Consider the following 17,252-nt stretch of genomic DNA (forward strand, 5'->3'; position numbering starts at 1 on the left):
CGATCATATCGGCCCGAAAATCAGATTCCCGAAGAACAGCCCGGTAGCTTCGGAACTCACCACCGCCTCGGTGTGTGGCAGCAAGCCTCCCGCCCACCATCGCGCCGGGAACATCCGGCCGCGTGTCTGCTTGCGCTGAAATCTGTGGCCATGTAGCCCGCCACCACTCTCGCCAGAAGTCCAGGCATTACCGCCGATGTGATGAGCAAATTCATCCAATACACCGGCATTCCACGTTGTTAGCCTCAGTCAACTTCTAACTTTCAGACTGACAAGCCAACAATGGAAAAAACAATACCTGATGAGCATTCATCAAGGCATCAGCATACATGGCGACGGGAGTTCTTTAGCGGTGTCATAGAGATGCTGCCGCTTTGTGTGTCCGTGATTCCATGGGGAATACTCGCGGGCTCGATGGCGGTTCAATCCGGTCTCGATTTTTGGCAGAGCGTCGGCATGTCGGCGATTTTCTTTGCGGGCGCCGCTCAGCTGGTCACCCTGGGGCTGCTGATGTCGGGAGCAAATGCCCTCACGATCATCATTTCGGTGTTCTTCATCACCTCGCAGCACCTCATTTACGGATTGAACCTTCGGAAATTCGTTTCAACGCTGCATCTTCGATTCCGGGTGCCGATCGGCTTTTTGCTGACCGACGAACTGTTCGCGTTGAGCAGCAAGGAGGATCGGAAGCGCGATCTGTCGTTCAGTTATTTGCTGGGCGCAGGGATTACGTTCTATATCGGATGGGTTGCGTTCAGCCTGATGGGTATCGCGATGGCGACGTCCATCCCGAACCTCGATCAATACCACCTGGATTTCTCGATCATCGCGACCTTCATCACGATTGTCGTGCCAATGATCAAGAACATCAGCACGCTCGTCGGCGTCATCTCCTCGCTCCTGCTTTCCATGCTGCTCACGTATCTGGACGTGGAAGGCGCGATTGTGATCGCGGGCTGCGCGAGCATGATGATTTCAGTCTTTGTATCCCGTATCGCGAAGGAGCGGCAATGACCTGGGCTCTCTTGTTGACGTTGGCCGCGGTTGTCTTTGTCAATCGCTACGTTTTTCTCGACCCGAACACGCCGGTGAAGATGCCGCAGGTATTCCACGATGCATTGCGGTATTCCGCGCCGTGTCTGCTCACCGCCATTTGCGGCCCGATCATTCTTATGGAGAACGGCATCGTAAGGGCGTTCCCGGGGAACCCATATTTTCTGGGCGCGATCTGCGCCGTGGTGATCGCCATATTCGTCCGGCAGATGGTGGTCTCGGTACTCGCGAGCCTGTTGGTGTTCTACATGCTCGTTTATGTGTTGTAGCTGAAGGAATACAAGGGAGGCGCCATGGAGACATTAACAAAGGGATACGATGAATCTACGGAAATAAGAGAATCATACGAAATACTTCCCCTTCAAGGGGTGTGGACATGGTTGACGGGCAAGGAAATTCTTAATCGGGACCAGCTCTGGCGGTCCAGTTCGGCGGAAATGGTTGCGTGGTCGCTGGTTTGGGTAGCCGTAGGTGTTCTGCTGACCGTGTTGGCGGTTTACTACAGTGAAAACATTGTCGTCTCCGTCACGGCGTACGTAATCGGGGTGATATTTTCTGCATCAGGCGCGCGCTATGTGGTCGCGACGATCATTCACCACGGGGTTCACGGGCATCTGTTCAGGAACAAGCTTGTAAACAAGGTTCTGTGTGAAATCCTGTCGACGGTGTTCATCGTGCAGCCGTATGAGCCATATCGCAGATTTCATGTCTACGAGCACCACGGCAAGGATTTCTCTACATTCCAGGACAAGGACCTGGCCGCCATCTACAAGCTCGGCTTCACTCCGGGGAAAAGCAAGAAGGCGCTATACAGAAATCTCCTTCTCACGCTGATAAATCCATCCTTCCATCTGTCATATCTGTGGGGACGGCTTCGGTCCAACTACGTGGGTGTGGCTCTTTATCGGCGCATCATGTCGTTGGTCTGGATGGGTTTCCTGGTCGGTGTCGGGATGAAATATGGAGCGCTGTTCTTCAGTCTCATCATCGCCGTTCCTTTTGTCATCGTGTACCAGATGGCGTCATTGCTGCACCTTCTTACCGAGCATGTATGGCTGCTGCGTCGTTCGGGCGAGACTGTTCGCGATAGCCATGTGAAGAATTGTCTGGCACGTTTTTGCGGTTCCCGATGCCCGGCGGATTTTTCTCTGCGCAATAGCGGTCGCTGGTTGAAATGGGGCATCGCGCACCTGTTCTTCCATTTGCCCTGCAGAATGCTGGTCGTCCAGGGATCGCTGGTCTGTCATGACTGGCATCACCGCTTCGGGAGTGCTCGTGAGTGGTATGCATACGCGCAGTTGAGAGAGAAGGATGCCCGGAAAATGGCGCTCCGTGGCACCTATGACTATGTGGATATCTGGGGACTGCATAACTGTCTCGATTACGTATTTACGATGATCAGCAATGCAGACCCGGTAGATATCCATAATCTGGAATACCGTCTCAACTAATGTCGGCGTCCGATGGAACCCTGAGTGCCACGATCCTTGTGGCATGAGGCTATGCGTTCATGAAGATGGAAAGCCGTTGGCCAAGCCAGGCTACACAGGGGACGGCCATCGAATTACCGATCGCCTTGTAGCGCGGCGCGTCGGCGGCAGGCTTGCCGCGATACGGCACCAGGGTGTAGTTGTCTGGCATTCCCTGAAGACGCTCGCACTCGACAGGCATCAACCGCCTGACGCGCCAGCAAGCCCATTGCGACCAGCCGCTTTCGTCTGGCGGGAGCAATTCGCCACGGAAATATGCCTCGAATGAGGGCAGCAGGACATGGGCCTTGTCGCTGCCGCCCCCGCTTGCGCGCAGAGCGTCAGCGACCGCACCGCCCAGCTCGGCCGTTGCGCCGCCCTCCCGCCCACGCACCGCGACGGAGCGTGCGATCAGATCCGGCCCGAGGATCGTGTCCGCATTCTCCTGCCTCTTGCTGTAGTGGCTGATCAGCGTGCCGGAGATATCGTAGTTGAAGGTGCCCCGAAGCGTCTTGAAGACGATCGCCGGCACGACGCCAGCATTGGCATGGCTGTCGGCGTGCCCGCCGGCGCGAAGGGTTGGAGCAAGGTTTTCGAGAACATCCGCCCCGCTGCCCTGGGCGGTGAAGCCCAGCATTGGCGTCTTCTCATCGCCCTGGTCCTCCGATGCGGCGTTCCGGGCAGGAACATAGGCGATGGCAGGCAGTCCCTGGCCTGGCTTGCCGCCGCCCACCGACAGCGCACCAACGATCTGGCCATCGCCGGCTTCAAGGCGAACCTCGTTGCGGCTGTTCTGGGCGAAAGCCACGGGCATTGCGGACCAGGGCGTGAGCTGGGTGACGATGGGTACACCGCGGCCGGTTCCGTCCTCACTACTGCCTTTGCCGCCGTTGGCAGTGTTCAGGGCATGGGTTTGCTGTCCCGTGACCGACTGAGCTGCAAAGGTTTCGACCTCGAAATCGCATTTGTGCCCGCGTGCGGTCAGGCAGGCCGCTTTGTCGATCGGCCCTTGCCGGTTTCCGCCGCCGAAGCAGACGGTGACGGAGACCCGTTGGTAGGCTCCGGCCAGAGATCCGGGAAAGCTGCCTGCGCCATCAGGGCTGCCTGCAAAAGGTCCGGCAGCGATTTGCCACGTTTGCTCGCCCGGCGAAGAATCCCCGTGCAGGCAATCGGGCTCAAAAAGTACCGCTGCGGGATCGAATCCGTCACGACCACTTGCCACAAGAAACACGCGCTTGCGGCGTTGGGCGACACCGAAATATTGGGCGTCGAGTACCCGCCACGCGATGCTGCGGCGGGGTCCAGACACACAACCCGCGTTCGTCCATTTGGCCCCTGCTGGTTGCAGTTCGCGGCTTTCGCCGGCCAGTGCTCCCAGAAGGCATCCAAAAGCATTGGATTTGTCGGAGAGGACGCCGGGGACGTTTTCCCAGACGATGACCGAGGGCTGTTGATGCTGTTGCTGACGGGTTTGGTCGATCGCATTTGCAAGCTCCGTGTATTTGAGGGTCAGGGCGCCACGGGGATCGGACAGGCCACCACGCGCGCCGGCTACGCTGAACGCCTGGCATGGCGTGCCCCCGACCAGAATGTCGGGCGCCGGAACGGTGCCGGCGAGGATCTGATCGGCGATCCCCGTCATGTCGCCGAGGTTGGGGACATCGGGGTAATGGTGGGCAAGTACGGCATTCGGGAACGGATCGATTTCCGAAAACCAGGCCGGATGCCAGCCGAGCGGTTTCCAGGCCAGGCTGACGGCCTCGATGCCGCTGCAGACGCTGCCGTATTGAAGGTTGGGATGGTTCATGTCGCATCTCCTGTTCTGGTTGGGGCGCAATGGCCCATGGCCGCGCGACCGATGGGTCGGCGGTGGTGCAAAGCGAGGAAGGAGAGGAACAGGGCGCCGGAGGCTGAATGCCTCCAGCGACTGAAAAGGAAACCACCTGTGGGCTGTCGCAGGGACCTGGCCGTCGTCATGAGCCTGTCGCTGTGTCAGCGGTCGCACCCGACCCGTTTCGTGGCTGGGGCCGGCATCTCTGGGCGCACATCCGCGCACAAAAGGAACCCGTTGTTTCACCGGCGGGCACCGGAATCGAACACCGTCGTCCCCGAAGGGTCTCCTGGCGCCTCGCATCCAAGGCGCCAGGAGACCCTTCGGATCGGATGCAGAAATCGCTGATCAACAGGCTGCGTTTACGCAACCGGGCAGGAAAACACCTTCACCCCTCCCGGCGACACGAACCGCTGGAGGGGAACATGCCTTTGCAGAAGGCGGAGACATGCTCGGGATACCCCGCCGTTGGCGGGGCAATGCCTGACAACCGCTGGAAATCGCGGTATGGGCAGGACGTGTCTGACGTCAGGAAGTCTTGCGGGGCGCGCGCCGCTTGCGGGCGGGCGGGCGCTTTCCACCGGACGATTCGATCGCCACGGTGCCCTTGCAGTCGGGGTAGCGGCTACATGACCAGAAGACGCCGGTCTTGCCGGTGCGCTGCCGGGTCGCGGCGCCGCACACAGGACAGGCCGGCCCCTCGGGAACCTTGATGGACAAGCTGGTTCTTCCGTATTGCCGGACCAACTGCGTGATCCAGATGGATTGTTTTTCGATGAACGTGTCCAGCGTCAGCTGGCCAGCTTCAATCATGTCCAGGGCCTGCTCCCACACAGCGGTCGTACCCGGGTCGGCAATGGCGGACGGCACAGCGTCAATGAGCGTGAACGCGGCATCCGAAGCGCGAATGGAACGGCCTTTCTTGACCAGATAGCTCCGGCCGAGCAAGCCGTTGATGATGCTGGCGCGCGTGGCTTCGGTGCCGATGCCCGTCGTCTCCTTGAGTTTCTGCTTCAGCCGCGGGTCGGTCACCAGTTTGGCGACGCCTTTCATGGCCTTGATCAATTCGCCTTGGGTATAGGGCTTGGGCGGCATCGTTTTCAGCGCCTTCAACTCGACCTGTTCGACACCGCAGCGGGTGCCGTTGCTCAGAGGCGGCAGGATCTGGCTCCGCTGAGCGGGTTCGTCGTCCTTGCCGTCTTGTGTCTCGGGTTCGCTGTTGATCAGCGCGAGCCGCCAGCCCGGAACGATCACCTGTTTGCCATTCGCCTGCAGCGATTGGCCGTTCGCCGACAATCGCGCGACCGTCCGATCGAACTCGTGGTGGGGCATGAACTGCGCAATGAAGTGCGCACGGATCAGTCCATACACCGCCCGTTCCTTCTCCGACATTGCCGAAAGATTGCTGGGCTCCAGCGTCGGGATGATGCCGTGGTGCGCCGTCACTTTCGCGTCGTTCCAGGCGCGTGAACGCTGATTGCGGTCGAGCCGGTCGATCAGCGGGCGCAGGCTCGGATCGGTGGCAACAATGGCGTCGAGCACTGCCGGCACTTCGGCAAACATGCTTTCCGGAAGATAGCCGGAGTCGCTGCGCGGATAGGTCGTCGCCTTGTGCGTCTCGTATAAGGCCTGGGCAATGTCCAGCGTTTCCTGGACGTCGAGGCCGAACTGCCTGGAGCACGTTTCCTGCAGCGTGCCGAGATCGAACGGCAGTGGCGGTGCTTCGCGCACGCGCTCGGTTTCCACCGATTGCACCAGCGCCTCACGGCCATCGCGTATCTGATCTGCCGCATGCAATGCCACGGATTGTTGCAGGCATCTTCCAGCCTCATCGCTGGCACCTTCGGGTGGCACCCAACTGGCGGAGAATGACTGGCCCGAATGGGACAACTGCACTTCGACAGCCCAGAACGGCACGGAAACAAAACGCGCAATCTCGCGATCGCGGTCGACAACCAGCTTCAGCGTCGGGGTCTGCACACGGCCGACCGACAGCACGCCCTGATAGCCGGCCTGCCGACCGAGAACGGTGAACAGGCGGCTGAGGTTCATGCCGATCAGCCAGTCCGCGCGCGAACGGGCGAGCGCCGAGTAGTACATCGGCAATGTCTCGCTCGACGGCTTCAGGGCATCCAGCGCCTTACGGATGGACGCATCGTTGAGCGCCGACAACCAGAGCCGCTGAATGGAGCCACGGTAGCCGCACAGGTCGATGATCTCGCGGGCGATCATCTCGCCCTCACGGTCTGCGTCGGTTGCAATCACCAGTTCGGTGGCTTGTCCGATCAGCTGTTTGACCGCTTTGAATTGCGTGGCAGTTGAGGACTTCACCTCGTTGCGCCAGCGCTCTGGAAGAATCGGAAGCTGTTCGATGGACCAGCGCTTGTACTGCTCCCCGTAAGCTTCCGGTGGCGCCGCTTCGACCAGATGGCCGATGCACCAGGTCACGACGATACCGGGTCCGTTGTAGCAGCCGTTACCACGCTGCCTGGCGCCCAGCACTCGGGCGATGTCCTTACCTTGCGAAGGCTTCTCGCACAGATACAGTCGCATGCAGCCTCCCCGGAAATGGCATGGTGATCGTTGAATGAGCACCAGAATGCCGGGGAGATCAGCGGCAGGCAGCAAACAAGGTGGACTACATGCTGACCGGCTTTTTGCACGCCCGGAGCATCGTTGCGGCAGTGCGTAACGGTCGTCGGAGAAGAACGATGTACGGAGGCTTCGCCATCGGTGCGCGCGTGGAACTCAGTGGAACACAGAGGACAATTGAAAGCGTGATTCAGGTGCAGGCCATGAATCACACGAGTCATGCACGGCATTGGCGCATAGAGGGCGTCTGTTCTCTGCTACAGCCGCCCTCAAGCGGCAGACATCACGTTCACCGTGGACGTCCGACCGGGGAACTGATACAGACCGAATGCAACTTAGACATCCGTCTCCGAACGCCACTTCAGGTAATCATCTACGCGGAAGAATCCCGCCGCCGCCGCATTGCGCTCCAGCGTCCAGGTGGTCTCGCCGGGATGAATCAGAGGCTGTAGGTCTGCGGATAAGTGCGCTGTCGACTCGGTAAGCGAGCCATCTGAACATTCAATGCCCGGATCGAAGTTTTCATCCCTGTAGTCACCAAAGTCGCCGTCATCGGAAGGAGGGGCATCGTCAGCCTCCCAGGGCTTTTCCAGCCACATGGCATGGAGCTGGTCGTCATCAAAGTCCTCAAGCATCAGATAGTACAGCGCTTCGACGTGCACCTCTGCCGGTGGCACATTGAACAACGTTGCGAAGCGTTGGCGCGCGGTAGTCTCGGCCGCGATCTCATCGTGCTCGGATTGCTCGATCTCAGCCCACCAGGCGGCACCGTCCTCAACAGCCTGGCTCAACTCAGCAGCGCGCTGTTCAGAAGCAACACGAAGGTCTTCCACGATAAGGTTCTGGTCGGCTTGAGCACGCACCAGAACATCAGCCCAGTCAGTAGGGGCAGGGCAAATGCCTGCGTTGATGAAGAGCATGTTCTGGTAGTTGATGATATTCTCGTTTTCGTCGGGAACAACGCCGAGAACCACGGGATCATCGCGCACATCTTCGATCGCTGGAGCAAGACCGCGCTTTGTGCGACCGCTGCCTGCCCGATCAACCAGATAGCGTTCACGCCAGGCCTCACCGCGGGCCCGTTTGCCTTCGCCCTCCATGCTCATGGTGTATTTCATCAGCCACATGTGCATGTAGCGTTGACGCTGCTCGATATGACGCAATGCCAAGTCGTGGAAACGCTGATAGAACGCTTCATCATGGCCGCAATCGAGGCTATCTCCTTCATGGGAGATCTCATGCTCGACAAGGGTAAAGATGTAAGCTGCAGTTTGGAGTGGGGAGGATTTGAGACGTTGCGCGATGGTGAGATGGATCGCGATATAGCTACTGCCGTCCGTCCATGCCTCGGCTCTGTTGGACTCGCCGAGAAAGATGTGAAGTGATTTGCCGCCATGCACCTGACCGCCATACGTGAGGCGTCCGCCAGTGCACAAAGCCGCGTAGTGATGCAGACACCAGCGCAGGGCGACCCACGCACGCCGCGTTTCGCGATCGAGCGCGTCTTTCTCGGTCACGATACGGGTTCGCTCGATGAATGCATCCCGCAGCGTTGAGAACGCGACCAGATCAGGCACGTAGAGACTGTTCAAACCCCAGAAATGCGTGCCGTTTTGCTCGACATCATGACGCAGATTGGCATTGATCCGAATGATGCAGTCAACGAAATCCTGAGCGTTGTAGCAGCCGAAGCGGTCGAGTGTGTCGGGATGTACGATCAAGGCGATGCCCTCGCGGGCAATTGCCTCACCCTTCGGTACGTCGAAGGCGTCCTCCACTACAGCGAATCTGCCATCCTGCCGCTTGTTGTGGCTGTATCGGCATTTGCGGAGAAAATCCTCCAGTGACACGTGCCTCTTGCCAGGCAGAAGAGTGACGACTTCCTCCCTTGAATAAATCTGAACGATATTCGCATCGCATGAGAGCAGCGCCCGCGCGGACTTCTCACGCCGAGCCTCGGTCTTGCGATGGTCGCCAAGCCGGGAAGCCATCTGGTCAGCCATCCGACCGAACTGACTGGCAATCGACTTCCACACCGGACAGGTCTTGCGCAGGATCTCCGTGCGGGAGACGTTCAGAGCAATCGCCTTCTTGGAAACGACAAGTCCGCCAGCACCCCACATGTGAGCAGGATCGTGCCGCACGAGTACACCCTGGTTATAGATAGAGACGGCACCATCCGCTTTCACGCGATACCATGCGAATTCGTCCTCCGCATCCCAATGTTCGGTGCGAGGATCACGGGCAATCCTGTGACCATTCAACTCGACGCTGATGGGCGTGTAACGTACCAGATCCCGAATCTCCTGAATGGCGGACATCAGCTCGGCATCGCTCAGCGCCTCGTACCAGTAACCTGAGATCGAGCATCCCTGCACGGCATCCTGGATTTCGTCGAGATCATAGTGATAACCCATGGCACGAGTGTCGACGGTCATCATCCATGCGTTGGAACGCCAGACAGTCGTCGCATGGGCCATGATCTGGCCGCGGCCGAGCCGGAACCGCCCGTAGGTCGCATCGCCTTCATCGTGCGGAGTGCCGAAACGACCGAAGTAGCGAACGACGTCCTCCCTGCTGACAAAGCCCTGTCCGTCGTCGCTGCAGGTGAAGCCCGTGTGGCTCAGAGAAAGAAACACGGTGCCGGCCTTCGCATCTACCGAGTTCATCAGCAATTCGATGATGGCTTTGCCGATGGAGCCGGCCTGGCTGTAGATGATGTGGTGGATGATTTGGGGATCAAGTTCGAATGGTAGTCGCATAGGTAGGCCCTCCTGCAACATCGGCCAAAATTCCGGCTAACACAACCCGACGAGCAATGGGGAGCCATCCACTCGCCGGGTGTCGCCACGAGTGAAGGTTACGGGCTTTCGTTGGTCTCGGATGACGCAGGCTTCGTCCCCAGCACGACCGATTCGACCCGATAGGGAAGGATGCCGATCCGCCGCGCCTCGATCTTGAAGGTGACGCGCTCGTTCTCTTCCGCATCCTCCCACTCGTCGCGAACGGCGCGTCCTTCGACCAGAACGCGCATGCCCTTCTGGTACAGGCCCTTCCAGTGCTCGGCGTCGCGGTGCCAGATTTCCACGGGGGCCCAAAAGCCGCCGCGATCCTCGAAACCATCCTTGGTGGGCACCGGGTTGTCGAAGTAGACATTCAGGCGCAGCAGCCTGCGCGGTTCGTCGTTCCCGTTTGGAAACTCCCGATATTCCGGCACAGAACCGATATTGCCTTCGCCGTAGTAGTGCGTGCTCATAGTCAAAACTCCTCGCTGGTGAGAAATACCTGAACCGATGGGCATCAGTGCAGGCGTTGTAGGTCGATGAACGACCGGTTCAATTCGCAGCCGATGAAATGCCGTTGCAGGCGTAGTGCTGCCACGGCGGTCGTGCCACTGCCCATGAATGGATCGAGTACTGTGTCGCCAGCGCGGGAGCTGGCGAGAATGCACGGCGTCACGAGGGTGTCGGGGAACACAGCGAAATGGCCCCGGCGGAATGGCTTGCTCGCGATGGTCCAGACATCCCGCCTGTTGCGGTTGCTGCGCGCGCCGATCTTGTGCAGGCTGCCGCACCCCGATGCCGACCCACAACGTGCCGTCATCGGCTAGCAGCTGGCGCACCGCGCGGAACACGTCAACCAGGTCGCGGATGTATTGCCGAACGGTGATCTGCCGTCCGATCTCCAGGCGCTTGTCCGGATGTCCTGCGGGCAGGTAGCTGCGCAGGCCGAAGTACGGAGGGCTGGTCACGCACATCTGCACTTGTACGCCGTCCTGGTACATCCGTTCCAACAACTGGCGGCAATCGCCAGCATGGGAGCGATCGAGCCAGCGACCCACATCATTGACGGGCCTGCTCATGACGAAGACCCGCCATTCGATGGGCCAGTCCCGGTCCCGCCGACGGCCCGGCGTTGGTGAACTGCCTGCGCCGAAACCACCTTGCTGGCGCATTCCATCCCCAGCCGGGCAATGGTGTGGCACAGGCTGATCTGCATGTTCAGCACGATGCGCTGCTGTTCCAGCGCAAGGAGGTCGTCAATGAGGCCGATCGGTGTGGAGGGGCTGGCAATCAGTCCTTCCCACAGCGCCACGCCCATGCTGGAACGGTCGAGGTTGCGCCAGCGAAGAAAGGTTGTCCCTGCGCCAGTGGTCTGCTGGGCCAGTTGAACGGGTAGCAGGTTGAAGGGATGGCTGCGGGCCTGCGCCAGCACCTTACGCTGCGCCAGTCCAATCAGGTCGTCCCGCAGCGCTTCGCACTGGCTGGCCCAGGTCGCAAGCTCCCCATTACCTTTAAAGGGTCTTAAAAGGCCTTTTAGGTAGGCAGCGTGTTCCAGCTTCTGGAAGTCCGCCTGTTCCAGCGCCTCGAAGCGGCTTGGCGCGTTCATGCTGATGCATCCTCTTCGTCCGAAGACGCGGATGCTTCACCCTCGGCTTCTTCGTCGGAATCGGCTGGCGCAGTCTGGTCGGCGTCACTGGCCGGCACGACAGCCGATGTTCCGGACCGGCTGGTCGCAGAGGCCAGTGGTGAACGCCGGATAAGCGGCGGCGCGAAGCGGGAGCGACGTTCGCCTTCGAGCACGTCCTGCGGCAACTCGCCATATTTCTCCACGGCTGCACGTGCAGCGGCGTTGTTGGCTGCGAAGTCGTCGCGCTTCGTGCCGGAGTAGCGATACTGCTGCGCCAGGCTGAACAGACTGCGCAAGGAATGCGCGCCTTCGCCCAGCCAGCGTTCGAGCGTGCTGCGGTCGATGAGGGCCGTGTGATGCGCCAGGATCAAACGCCGGGCAAGATCGTCATAGTCGGCCAGGAGGTACACGGCCATGAAGCCGAGCTGGGAGGAAACGAACAGCGGCAACTTGACCGGCTGGACATTGAGGTTTTCACCAAGGCTGAGCGCCTGCGGGATGTCGGCGAGCGCCTGGTCCACCTGCTCGCGCAGGGTCTGAAGCTGCTCCTTGGTCGTGCTGAGCTTGTCTTCGATGCGCAGCATCCACCAGTCCGAATAGGGATCGTCCTGCTCAGCGCCGCGCTTCAGCTTGTTCATGATGGCGACAAAGCCGTTGAGGCCGATGATGCCGGGCTTGCCTTCGGATGGAGTACGCCCGTGCCAGATGCGCGAGGCATGATGGGTGTGCAGCGTCAGCGACATCGCGCTGCGCAGGGAACCCAGGTTCAATTGCAGAGATTCTGTTTCGTTGGCCATGTTGACGACTCCCGATAGTGGAACGAGAGGTCAGCATCGCCATTGGCCGGAAGGCCGTCAGTCATCAAACCGCACCGGAGCAGCGCCTGTTTGTGAGCAAACGGCGGGACGGCTGCCTCGGCATCAAAACCCGGGAATCTATTCGTGGGAGCGAGGTTCACGAAATCTACCCGGATCGGGAAGGCAGCCTGTTCTTCTATACCAGTGGTATAGGCGCCCATGGCCTTCGGTGGACACTCGAATTCCCTGTTGGGCCAGCGCATAGCTATCCAGGGCCGGAAGGCTGTGTGTTGCGCTATACCCCGGGTATAGGCGTCCATGGCTCTCGGTGGACGCTCAGCCCGTCAACCACGATAAGCGCTTGGTGCCCCGTGGCTGGAAGGCCTCATGTTTCGCTATACCCGGGGTATAGGCGACTATGGAACTGTATGGAATCTCTCGTCATGCTCGATAGCGGTGAATTGCCAGACATCGCCACGACTATTCGTCGATAGAGGCAAGCTCTACCGCAAGCGAAGCATCGAGCGCAGCCGGGCGATATGAGCCTGAGCGACTTCAGGATCTACAGGTTGCCGTGGTTCCTGGGGCGGTGGGGTCGTTCTATCGGGCGGCGTCCTCTGTCCAGCCCAGGCACGGAACTCACCGCGCATGGCTTTCTGGATAATGCCAAACAGGTAACCGGCCGGATTGCGCACGTTGCTTGCTCGGCAGCGGGCATCCCACTCATCGAGAACGGCCTGATGCAGGTCGGGATCAATCGGCTGCAACGCGGCCAATGCGCCCGACTGCTGTTCTGCCTTTAGCGACATGAAGCGATCGGGAAGGCGAAGCATGCCTGGCCCGCGCGGTACTGTACGTACTTCTTTTATTTCTTTTTCTTTATGTACTGTACTATCGGTCTTCGGAATACGAAGTGAGCCGGTTTCCCGGGTTTTTTCGCCCACTTCGGATTCCGAAGAAGGTTTGTCACGATTCCGAAGAAGGCCGTTTTCTCCGTCTTCGGAATCATAATTATCCACAGGCTGTGTATAAGTCGCGGACTTCGTCCATCCTTGTGCTGCCAGACGCTGCGATATCACCTGCAGCCGGCTCGGCAGTTCCCTGCCGCTGAGCATCGGGTCATCGTTCATTTCCTTGAGCGTGTGGACGCCGACGCGCTGGATGGATTTGCTGGCATGTGCCAGTGACTGGCTGACCAGCCCCAGATAATCGGCGTCGAGCTGAATGGCTTCGTAGGGAGTGAGTGGCTCGTCATGCAGGACATAAAGGTTGCCCTGGATGCGCCCTGTCCTGGGGTCACGCCGGCGTCGTACCAGGCTTATCCAGCGTGTGAGGCGTAGCAAAGTCAGCGCACGCGCTACGGTTTCATGCGAGGCTCGGGTGGCGCATGGCATCGAGGCCAGCCAGGGGGCGAGTTGGTCGTAGGTCGGCAGAGCCGAGATGCCGTCGTCGTTGAGCAACAATCGGAACACTTGCCAGGCGTTGCGTTCCAGCGGCGTAAGGCGATTGTCCGTGAGTAGAGCGCGAGGCACGGAGTCATGGCGATTACCGCTGAAAATGAAGCCGTCAGTCTGGTGAGGCGGGGCTGATTGGGCCGGTGTTGGCGGCGGTTGCTGAGCCTGAATTCGTTGAAACGCCTGTTCGAACAGGTCGCCCAGCGATACGGGACCGCTTGAACGGCGTGAGCGGTCCATGCTCAAACCAGCCCTTCATCGATCCACCTGCCGATGGCGCTCCAGATGACTGAGATGGGCAAATTCATGCTTTCGGCAAGGTCTGCGGCAATGTCGAGCATCGCCGTTTCGTTGGTCAGCGCCACACCGCGCTCTTTGACGGTTTCAGACCAGCGGTTCCATAGATCACAATCCTGCTCTTCTGTCAGGACAGGGTGACGCCCCTTGCGCTTCGGCAGGCCAATGATACTGCGGCGCAAGGCGATCTCCTGGTGGGTCAGGCCGAAGAACTTGCTGATCAGTTCCGTGCTGGCGCCCAGGCGCAGCAACCGGTCGATCCTGACCACTTCCTGGCTTACGTCCTCGGCCTGATGCAGCAAACGTTGCACGACGTCTCGATTGACCGTTACGCAGCACCAGGAGACCAGCGCATTGGCCAGCACGCTGGCCAATGCGGGATGTTTGAGTGCATCGAGATCCGCGTCCTCAAATCCCATGGACTTGGCGCGACGCAACTGACCGTTGCGCAAATCGTGGAGCGCCTGCGCGATCACTGCCTGATTGAGAGGATGAGGATTCGACATGGCGCCTCCCCTCATGACCCTGGCATGGCGCTATCGCCATCCATGGTGCCTGCCTCAATCTCCAGCAGTCGCCGAGAGAGCCGCATCAGCCGGAAGAGTTTCACCAGGCCGTTGTCGGTCAGAACATAGGACTGGCCCCGAGAAGGAGTAGCCCGCTGTGCCATTCCCACCAGCAGGACGGCCAAATCTCCTGCCAGGCGCGAAGTGTCGATACGCGCCGGGGAGGCGCTGGCCGACAGATAAGGCGCGCTCAGAACGTGCAGCAGCGTCAGGGTTGCACCGGGAAGCGCCAGCGCGTCGGCAGTGCCCGTGCGCTCGACATGTGCCGCGCATGAGAAACCGATGCCGTCATCGGACGGGACGATATGGTCTCCCACGCCAGCTTCACTGGCAATTTCCAGTGCGAACTGCGCAATATGAGTACGCAAACGGTCGGGTTCGTCCAGGCCGGGATCGATGTGCCATACATCCGAGATCGGATACAGGCCGCCGACCTGCACGGGGATAGCCTGAAGGACGTTGCTTTCAAAGTCGTTGTGCGCCTCGCCAGTGTGATCGGCAATCAGGCGCTGGATCGATTGGAGGCGGTCAGTCGTTGGAGCAGGTGAGACGATGTGCTCCTGGAGCAACGCAGACCGCTGGCTTTCATCTTCCGGCTGATCGTCCGATGTGGAAGGCTGCGTCGAGGATGGCTTCGTCTGCAGGCTGGACGCTGTTGCCGCGACTGGCGCTTCACGCGGCGGTGGCGCCGGGGGTGCGGGCGCGGCCTGCGGCGATGTCGCCACGGTAGGCGCGGCCGGCGGTGCCGCGGCGGGTTCACTGGTCAGAACTTGCCAGCGCTTCTCGGAGTCGACGATTTCGAGAGCGAGCGTGTCATACACCACACCGAGCAGGTCGGCCATCTGGCCGATGAGTTCGTCCTGAACGCGCTGGATGTTGAAGCTGCCGGGCGTCCCATCGAAGACGGCAAGAACGTCCTGGAACAGCGTGGCGAAATCAACATCCACCTGTTTGGTCGCGGCGCGTGCCTCCCAGATTCTGGCGCCGGCCCGGCGCAAGCCGGTCAGTTGCTCGACCTGATGGCGACCCAGCCCTCCGTAGAGGACGTTCGGAATCGCCGGCAGCAGGTATTGGATGGCCTCCTGCATGCGGCTGATATGGGGCTGTGGAACAGGATAGCCGTCGGCCTTGAGGCGTCGGGCAAGCTCCGATTGCGACAGCGACTTGCCATCTTCCTGCTCGTAGAGTTCGCGAACTTTTTCGACGCCAAGTGCGCGCTCGATGAACGAAAGACTGCCATGCAATTCGTTCTCTGCGAGGTGCCCGGTCAGGGCGACAATCTCGCCGCGCTCAGGCCAGGGGCGGAACAGGCAACCGATACGGAAGAAACGTTCATCCCTGGTCTCGGTCCACAACTCACGCAGTATGGCCAGCCGGGTGTTGCCTCCATTGCGAATGATGTAGTGGGCTGAGCCAGGCCTGCGGGTGATTGGCGGTGGTGCGTCCAGGCCGCGTTCGCGGATCGAGGCCTTGATTTCGTCATAGAGCGGGTTGCGGGTAAGACGCGGATCAAGCTCGTACGGACGCAGCTCATCAAGCGTTACGACCATCGGGGTATCCGCGACCGGATCGGTCAATGCGCCGGCCACCGGGCCTGAGCGGCCGAAGCCATCGCTCATCAGCTTCGCAGCCATTTCCTGTTCGGAGATATCAGCCATGGCCGGTCTCCTTTCCATCAGGACGTGTTTCGGTGCTCTGGCGGTTCGCGCGGCGCAACATGGCACGGGCGTTGCGCCCGGCGCGGTGATCGCTGGCTGTCGAGCTCGTGAATATCGGCGGCAATCCCGGCTTGATGAATTTGAGGTGGCCGCCCGACGTGCGCGAAACGGCCCAGCCTTCGCTCAATGCAAATTCAATAAGAGGCAGGAGTTGCTTGTGGCCTCGCGCAAGCTCATGGGCGTTCGACATGAGAATGCCTCCTCCCGATCTTGCCGGTGACCAGGTTAAAACGCTCACGCCATTGCGGGCATAACTCGATGGCCAGGGAGCGGATGATGTCGAGTGCGGCAGGGGCGAGCCTGCCTGTCGGGCGCCGATGCTCGACACGGTGAGCCGGAAGGCTCTGCGTTGCCGCACGCGGAAATGCTTCTATCGCGGGGACTTCGGTCTCCAGAACCTGGACGCCAGTCTGCTCACGGAAGATCATCCGCATTGTTTGCCGGATCAGGCGGGCATTGGATGATACGGCTGGCACCCGGTTGATTAGCAACTGCAAGGGAGGTGGCTCAATGCCTAGATGGCGATACGGGCCGATATCCTGGATGAGTTGGACGGTGCCACGCCGCATTTCGCGAGCGGCAAGGATTTCAGGCGTGACCGGCGAAACAGCAGACCCGGATGCCAGTACCGCCATTTCGAGAAGCACGCTGCGGGAGCCCTGAGTGTCGATCAAAATCAGGTCGTAGTGCGACTCGAACGCCGGCAAGAGGTTTCGCAACCGTAATCGGCCATCAGGGGCATGTAACAGAAGCGTGTTCAATTGCCGGTGCTGGTCGTTGGACAGAATGATGTCCATGCGCTCGATCGCCGTGCGCGAGGCCAACTGCGAAATGTCGCGCACATTGAACGCCAGCAGCTCATAGACGCCACCGGGTGCGCGGTCGGCCAGTTCATAGTACGACGAGAGTGTGGGCTGTATGTCGAGATCGAGAAGCAGCACCCGCAGTCCCGCGTCGGCGATGAAGCCGCCGAGGTTTGCGGCGATCGTCGTCTTGCCAACGCCGCCTTTGGTAGAGATGACTGAAATCACCTGCATGACTTGCTCCTCTTCGTTAAGGAAATGG

15 protein-coding genes are annotated in these 17,252 nt (G+C 60.1%); 3 read left to right on the forward strand and 12 right to left on the reverse strand.

The window, feature by feature from the left end; genetic code table 11:
* The first annotated feature begins 282 nt into the window (after nt 1-282).
* From IBT47_RS10195 to IBT47_RS10205, 3 genes are read left to right on the forward strand one after another with little or no spacing between them, the layout of a single operon-like run.
* The gene (locus tag IBT47_RS10195; RefSeq protein WP_200560354.1) at nt 283-1,014 is read left to right on the forward strand and encodes an AzlC family ABC transporter permease; all 732 of its coding nucleotides are present in this window, start codon (nt 283-285) and stop codon (nt 1,012-1,014) included.
* Complete coding sequence (locus IBT47_RS10200) at nt 1,011-1,322, forward strand: AzlD domain-containing protein (protein ID WP_195314583.1); 312 nt, start codon at nt 1,011-1,013, stop codon at nt 1,320-1,322. Before IBT47_RS10195 ends, IBT47_RS10200 begins: the two co-directional genes overlap by 4 nt.
* A 24-nt stretch (nt 1,323-1,346) precedes the next feature.
* Nucleotides 1,347-2,504 carry a hypothetical protein gene (locus IBT47_RS10205; RefSeq protein WP_200560355.1) on the forward strand — a complete coding sequence of 386 codons (1,158 nt, stop codon included), beginning with the start codon at nt 1,347-1,349 and terminating at the stop codon, nt 2,502-2,504.
* A gap of 49 nt (nt 2,505-2,553) precedes the next feature.
* Here IBT47_RS10205 and IBT47_RS10210 read toward each other — a convergent pair whose 3' ends face one another.
* From IBT47_RS10210 to IBT47_RS10270, 12 genes are all read right to left on the reverse strand, one after another.
* Nucleotides 2,554-4,329 carry a DNA cytosine methyltransferase gene (locus IBT47_RS10210; RefSeq protein ID WP_234471830.1) on the reverse strand — a complete coding sequence of 592 codons (1,776 nt, stop codon included), beginning with the start codon at nt 4,327-4,329 and terminating at the stop codon, nt 2,554-2,556.
* A 552-nt stretch (nt 4,330-4,881) separates the two neighbouring features.
* On the reverse strand, nt 4,882-6,906 hold the full coding sequence (locus IBT47_RS10215) for a DNA topoisomerase III (protein WP_200560356.1): 2,025 nt from the start codon (nt 6,904-6,906) through the stop codon (nt 4,882-4,884).
* Nucleotides 6,907-7,280: 374 nt separating this feature from the next.
* On the reverse strand, nt 7,281-9,707 hold the full coding sequence (locus IBT47_RS10220) for an ATP-binding protein (protein ID WP_200560357.1): 2,427 nt from the start codon (nt 9,705-9,707) through the stop codon (nt 7,281-7,283).
* A 98-nt stretch (nt 9,708-9,805) separates the two neighbouring features.
* Nucleotides 9,806-10,201 carry a single-stranded DNA-binding protein gene (locus IBT47_RS10225; RefSeq protein ID WP_200560492.1) on the reverse strand — a complete coding sequence of 132 codons (396 nt, stop codon included), beginning with the start codon at nt 10,199-10,201 and terminating at the stop codon, nt 9,806-9,808.
* A 44-nt stretch (nt 10,202-10,245) separates the two neighbouring features.
* On the reverse strand, nt 10,246-10,548 hold the full coding sequence (locus IBT47_RS10230) for a site-specific DNA-methyltransferase (protein WP_200560493.1): 303 nt from the start codon (nt 10,546-10,548) through the stop codon (nt 10,246-10,248).
* Between the two features lie 255 nt (nt 10,549-10,803).
* The gene (locus IBT47_RS10240; RefSeq protein ID WP_200560358.1) at nt 10,804-11,334 is read right to left on the reverse strand and encodes a DUF3158 family protein; all 531 of its coding nucleotides are present in this window, start codon (nt 11,332-11,334) and stop codon (nt 10,804-10,806) included.
* Nucleotides 11,331-12,152, reverse strand: coding sequence for a PFL_4669 family integrating conjugative element protein (locus tag IBT47_RS10245; RefSeq protein ID WP_200560359.1), 822 nt, complete (start codon nt 12,150-12,152; stop codon nt 11,331-11,333). The genes IBT47_RS10240 and IBT47_RS10245 overlap by 4 nt, the downstream gene beginning before the upstream one ends.
* Nucleotides 12,153-12,655: 503 nt before the next feature.
* The gene (locus tag IBT47_RS10250; protein ID WP_200560360.1) at nt 12,656-13,846 is read right to left on the reverse strand and encodes an STY4528 family pathogenicity island replication protein; all 1,191 of its coding nucleotides are present in this window, start codon (nt 13,844-13,846) and stop codon (nt 12,656-12,658) included.
* A gap of 2 nt (nt 13,847-13,848) precedes the next feature.
* Nucleotides 13,849-14,409, reverse strand: a complete 561-nt coding sequence (locus IBT47_RS10255; RefSeq protein ID WP_200560361.1) for a DUF2857 domain-containing protein — start codon at nt 14,407-14,409, stop codon at nt 13,849-13,851.
* Between the two features lie 11 nt (nt 14,410-14,420).
* On the reverse strand, nt 14,421-16,127 hold the full coding sequence (locus IBT47_RS10260) for a ParB family protein (RefSeq protein WP_200560362.1): 1,707 nt from the start codon (nt 16,125-16,127) through the stop codon (nt 14,421-14,423).
* On the reverse strand, nt 16,120-16,377 hold the full coding sequence (locus IBT47_RS10265; protein ID WP_200560363.1) for a type II toxin-antitoxin system HicA family toxin: 258 nt from the start codon (nt 16,375-16,377) through the stop codon (nt 16,120-16,122). Before IBT47_RS10265 ends, IBT47_RS10260 begins: the two co-directional genes overlap by 8 nt.
* Nucleotides 16,361-17,224, reverse strand: coding sequence for a ParA family protein (locus IBT47_RS10270; RefSeq protein ID WP_200560364.1), 864 nt, complete (start codon nt 17,222-17,224; stop codon nt 16,361-16,363). The genes IBT47_RS10265 and IBT47_RS10270 overlap by 17 nt, the downstream gene beginning before the upstream one ends.
* Nucleotides 17,225-17,252 lie beyond the last annotated feature (28 nt).

It is taken from the genome of Erwinia sp. S43 (assembly GCF_016624745.1).
Lineage (GTDB): Bacteria > Pseudomonadota > Gammaproteobacteria > Enterobacterales > Enterobacteriaceae > Erwinia > Erwinia coffeiphila.

Excerpts from the sequence above, each read along its gene's own strand:
- IBT47_RS10220 (WP_200560357.1), bottom strand. The coding sequence starts at position 9,707 with ATGCGACTACCATTCGAACTTGATCCCCAAATCATCCACCACATCATC.
- IBT47_RS10210 (WP_234471830.1), bottom strand. The coding sequence starts at position 4,329 with ATGAACCATCCCAACCTTCAATACGGCAGCGTCTGCAGCGGCATCGAG.
- IBT47_RS10200 (WP_195314583.1), top strand. The coding sequence starts at position 1,011 with ATGACCTGGGCTCTCTTGTTGACGTTGGCCGCGGTTGTCTTTGTCAAT.
- IBT47_RS10260 (WP_200560362.1), bottom strand. The coding sequence starts at position 16,127 with ATGGCTGATATCTCCGAACAGGAAATGGCTGCGAAGCTGATGAGCGAT.
- IBT47_RS10255 (WP_200560361.1), bottom strand. The coding sequence starts at position 14,409 with ATGTCGAATCCTCATCCTCTCAATCAGGCAGTGATCGCGCAGGCGCTC.
- IBT47_RS10250 (WP_200560360.1), bottom strand. The coding sequence starts at position 13,846 with ATGGACCGCTCACGCCGTTCAAGCGGTCCCGTATCGCTGGGCGACCTG.
- IBT47_RS10205 (WP_200560355.1), top strand. The coding sequence starts at position 1,347 with ATGGAGACATTAACAAAGGGATACGATGAATCTACGGAAATAAGAGAA.
- IBT47_RS10270 (WP_200560364.1), bottom strand. The coding sequence starts at position 17,224 with ATGCAGGTGATTTCAGTCATCTCTACCAAAGGCGGCGTTGGCAAGACG.
- IBT47_RS10240 (WP_200560358.1), bottom strand. The coding sequence starts at position 11,334 with ATGAACGCGCCAAGCCGCTTCGAGGCGCTGGAACAGGCGGACTTCCAG.
- IBT47_RS10225 (WP_200560492.1), bottom strand. The coding sequence starts at position 10,201 with ATGAGCACGCACTACTACGGCGAAGGCAATATCGGTTCTGTGCCGGAA.
- IBT47_RS10245 (WP_200560359.1), bottom strand. The coding sequence starts at position 12,152 with ATGGCCAACGAAACAGAATCTCTGCAATTGAACCTGGGTTCCCTGCGC.
- IBT47_RS10215 (WP_200560356.1), bottom strand. The coding sequence starts at position 6,906 with ATGCGACTGTATCTGTGCGAGAAGCCTTCGCAAGGTAAGGACATCGCC.
- IBT47_RS10265 (WP_200560363.1), bottom strand. The coding sequence starts at position 16,377 with ATGTCGAACGCCCATGAGCTTGCGCGAGGCCACAAGCAACTCCTGCCT.
- IBT47_RS10230 (WP_200560493.1), bottom strand. The coding sequence starts at position 10,548 with ATGACGGCACGTTGTGGGTCGGCATCGGGGTGCGGCAGCCTGCACAAG.
- IBT47_RS10195 (WP_200560354.1), top strand. The coding sequence starts at position 283 with ATGGAAAAAACAATACCTGATGAGCATTCATCAAGGCATCAGCATACA.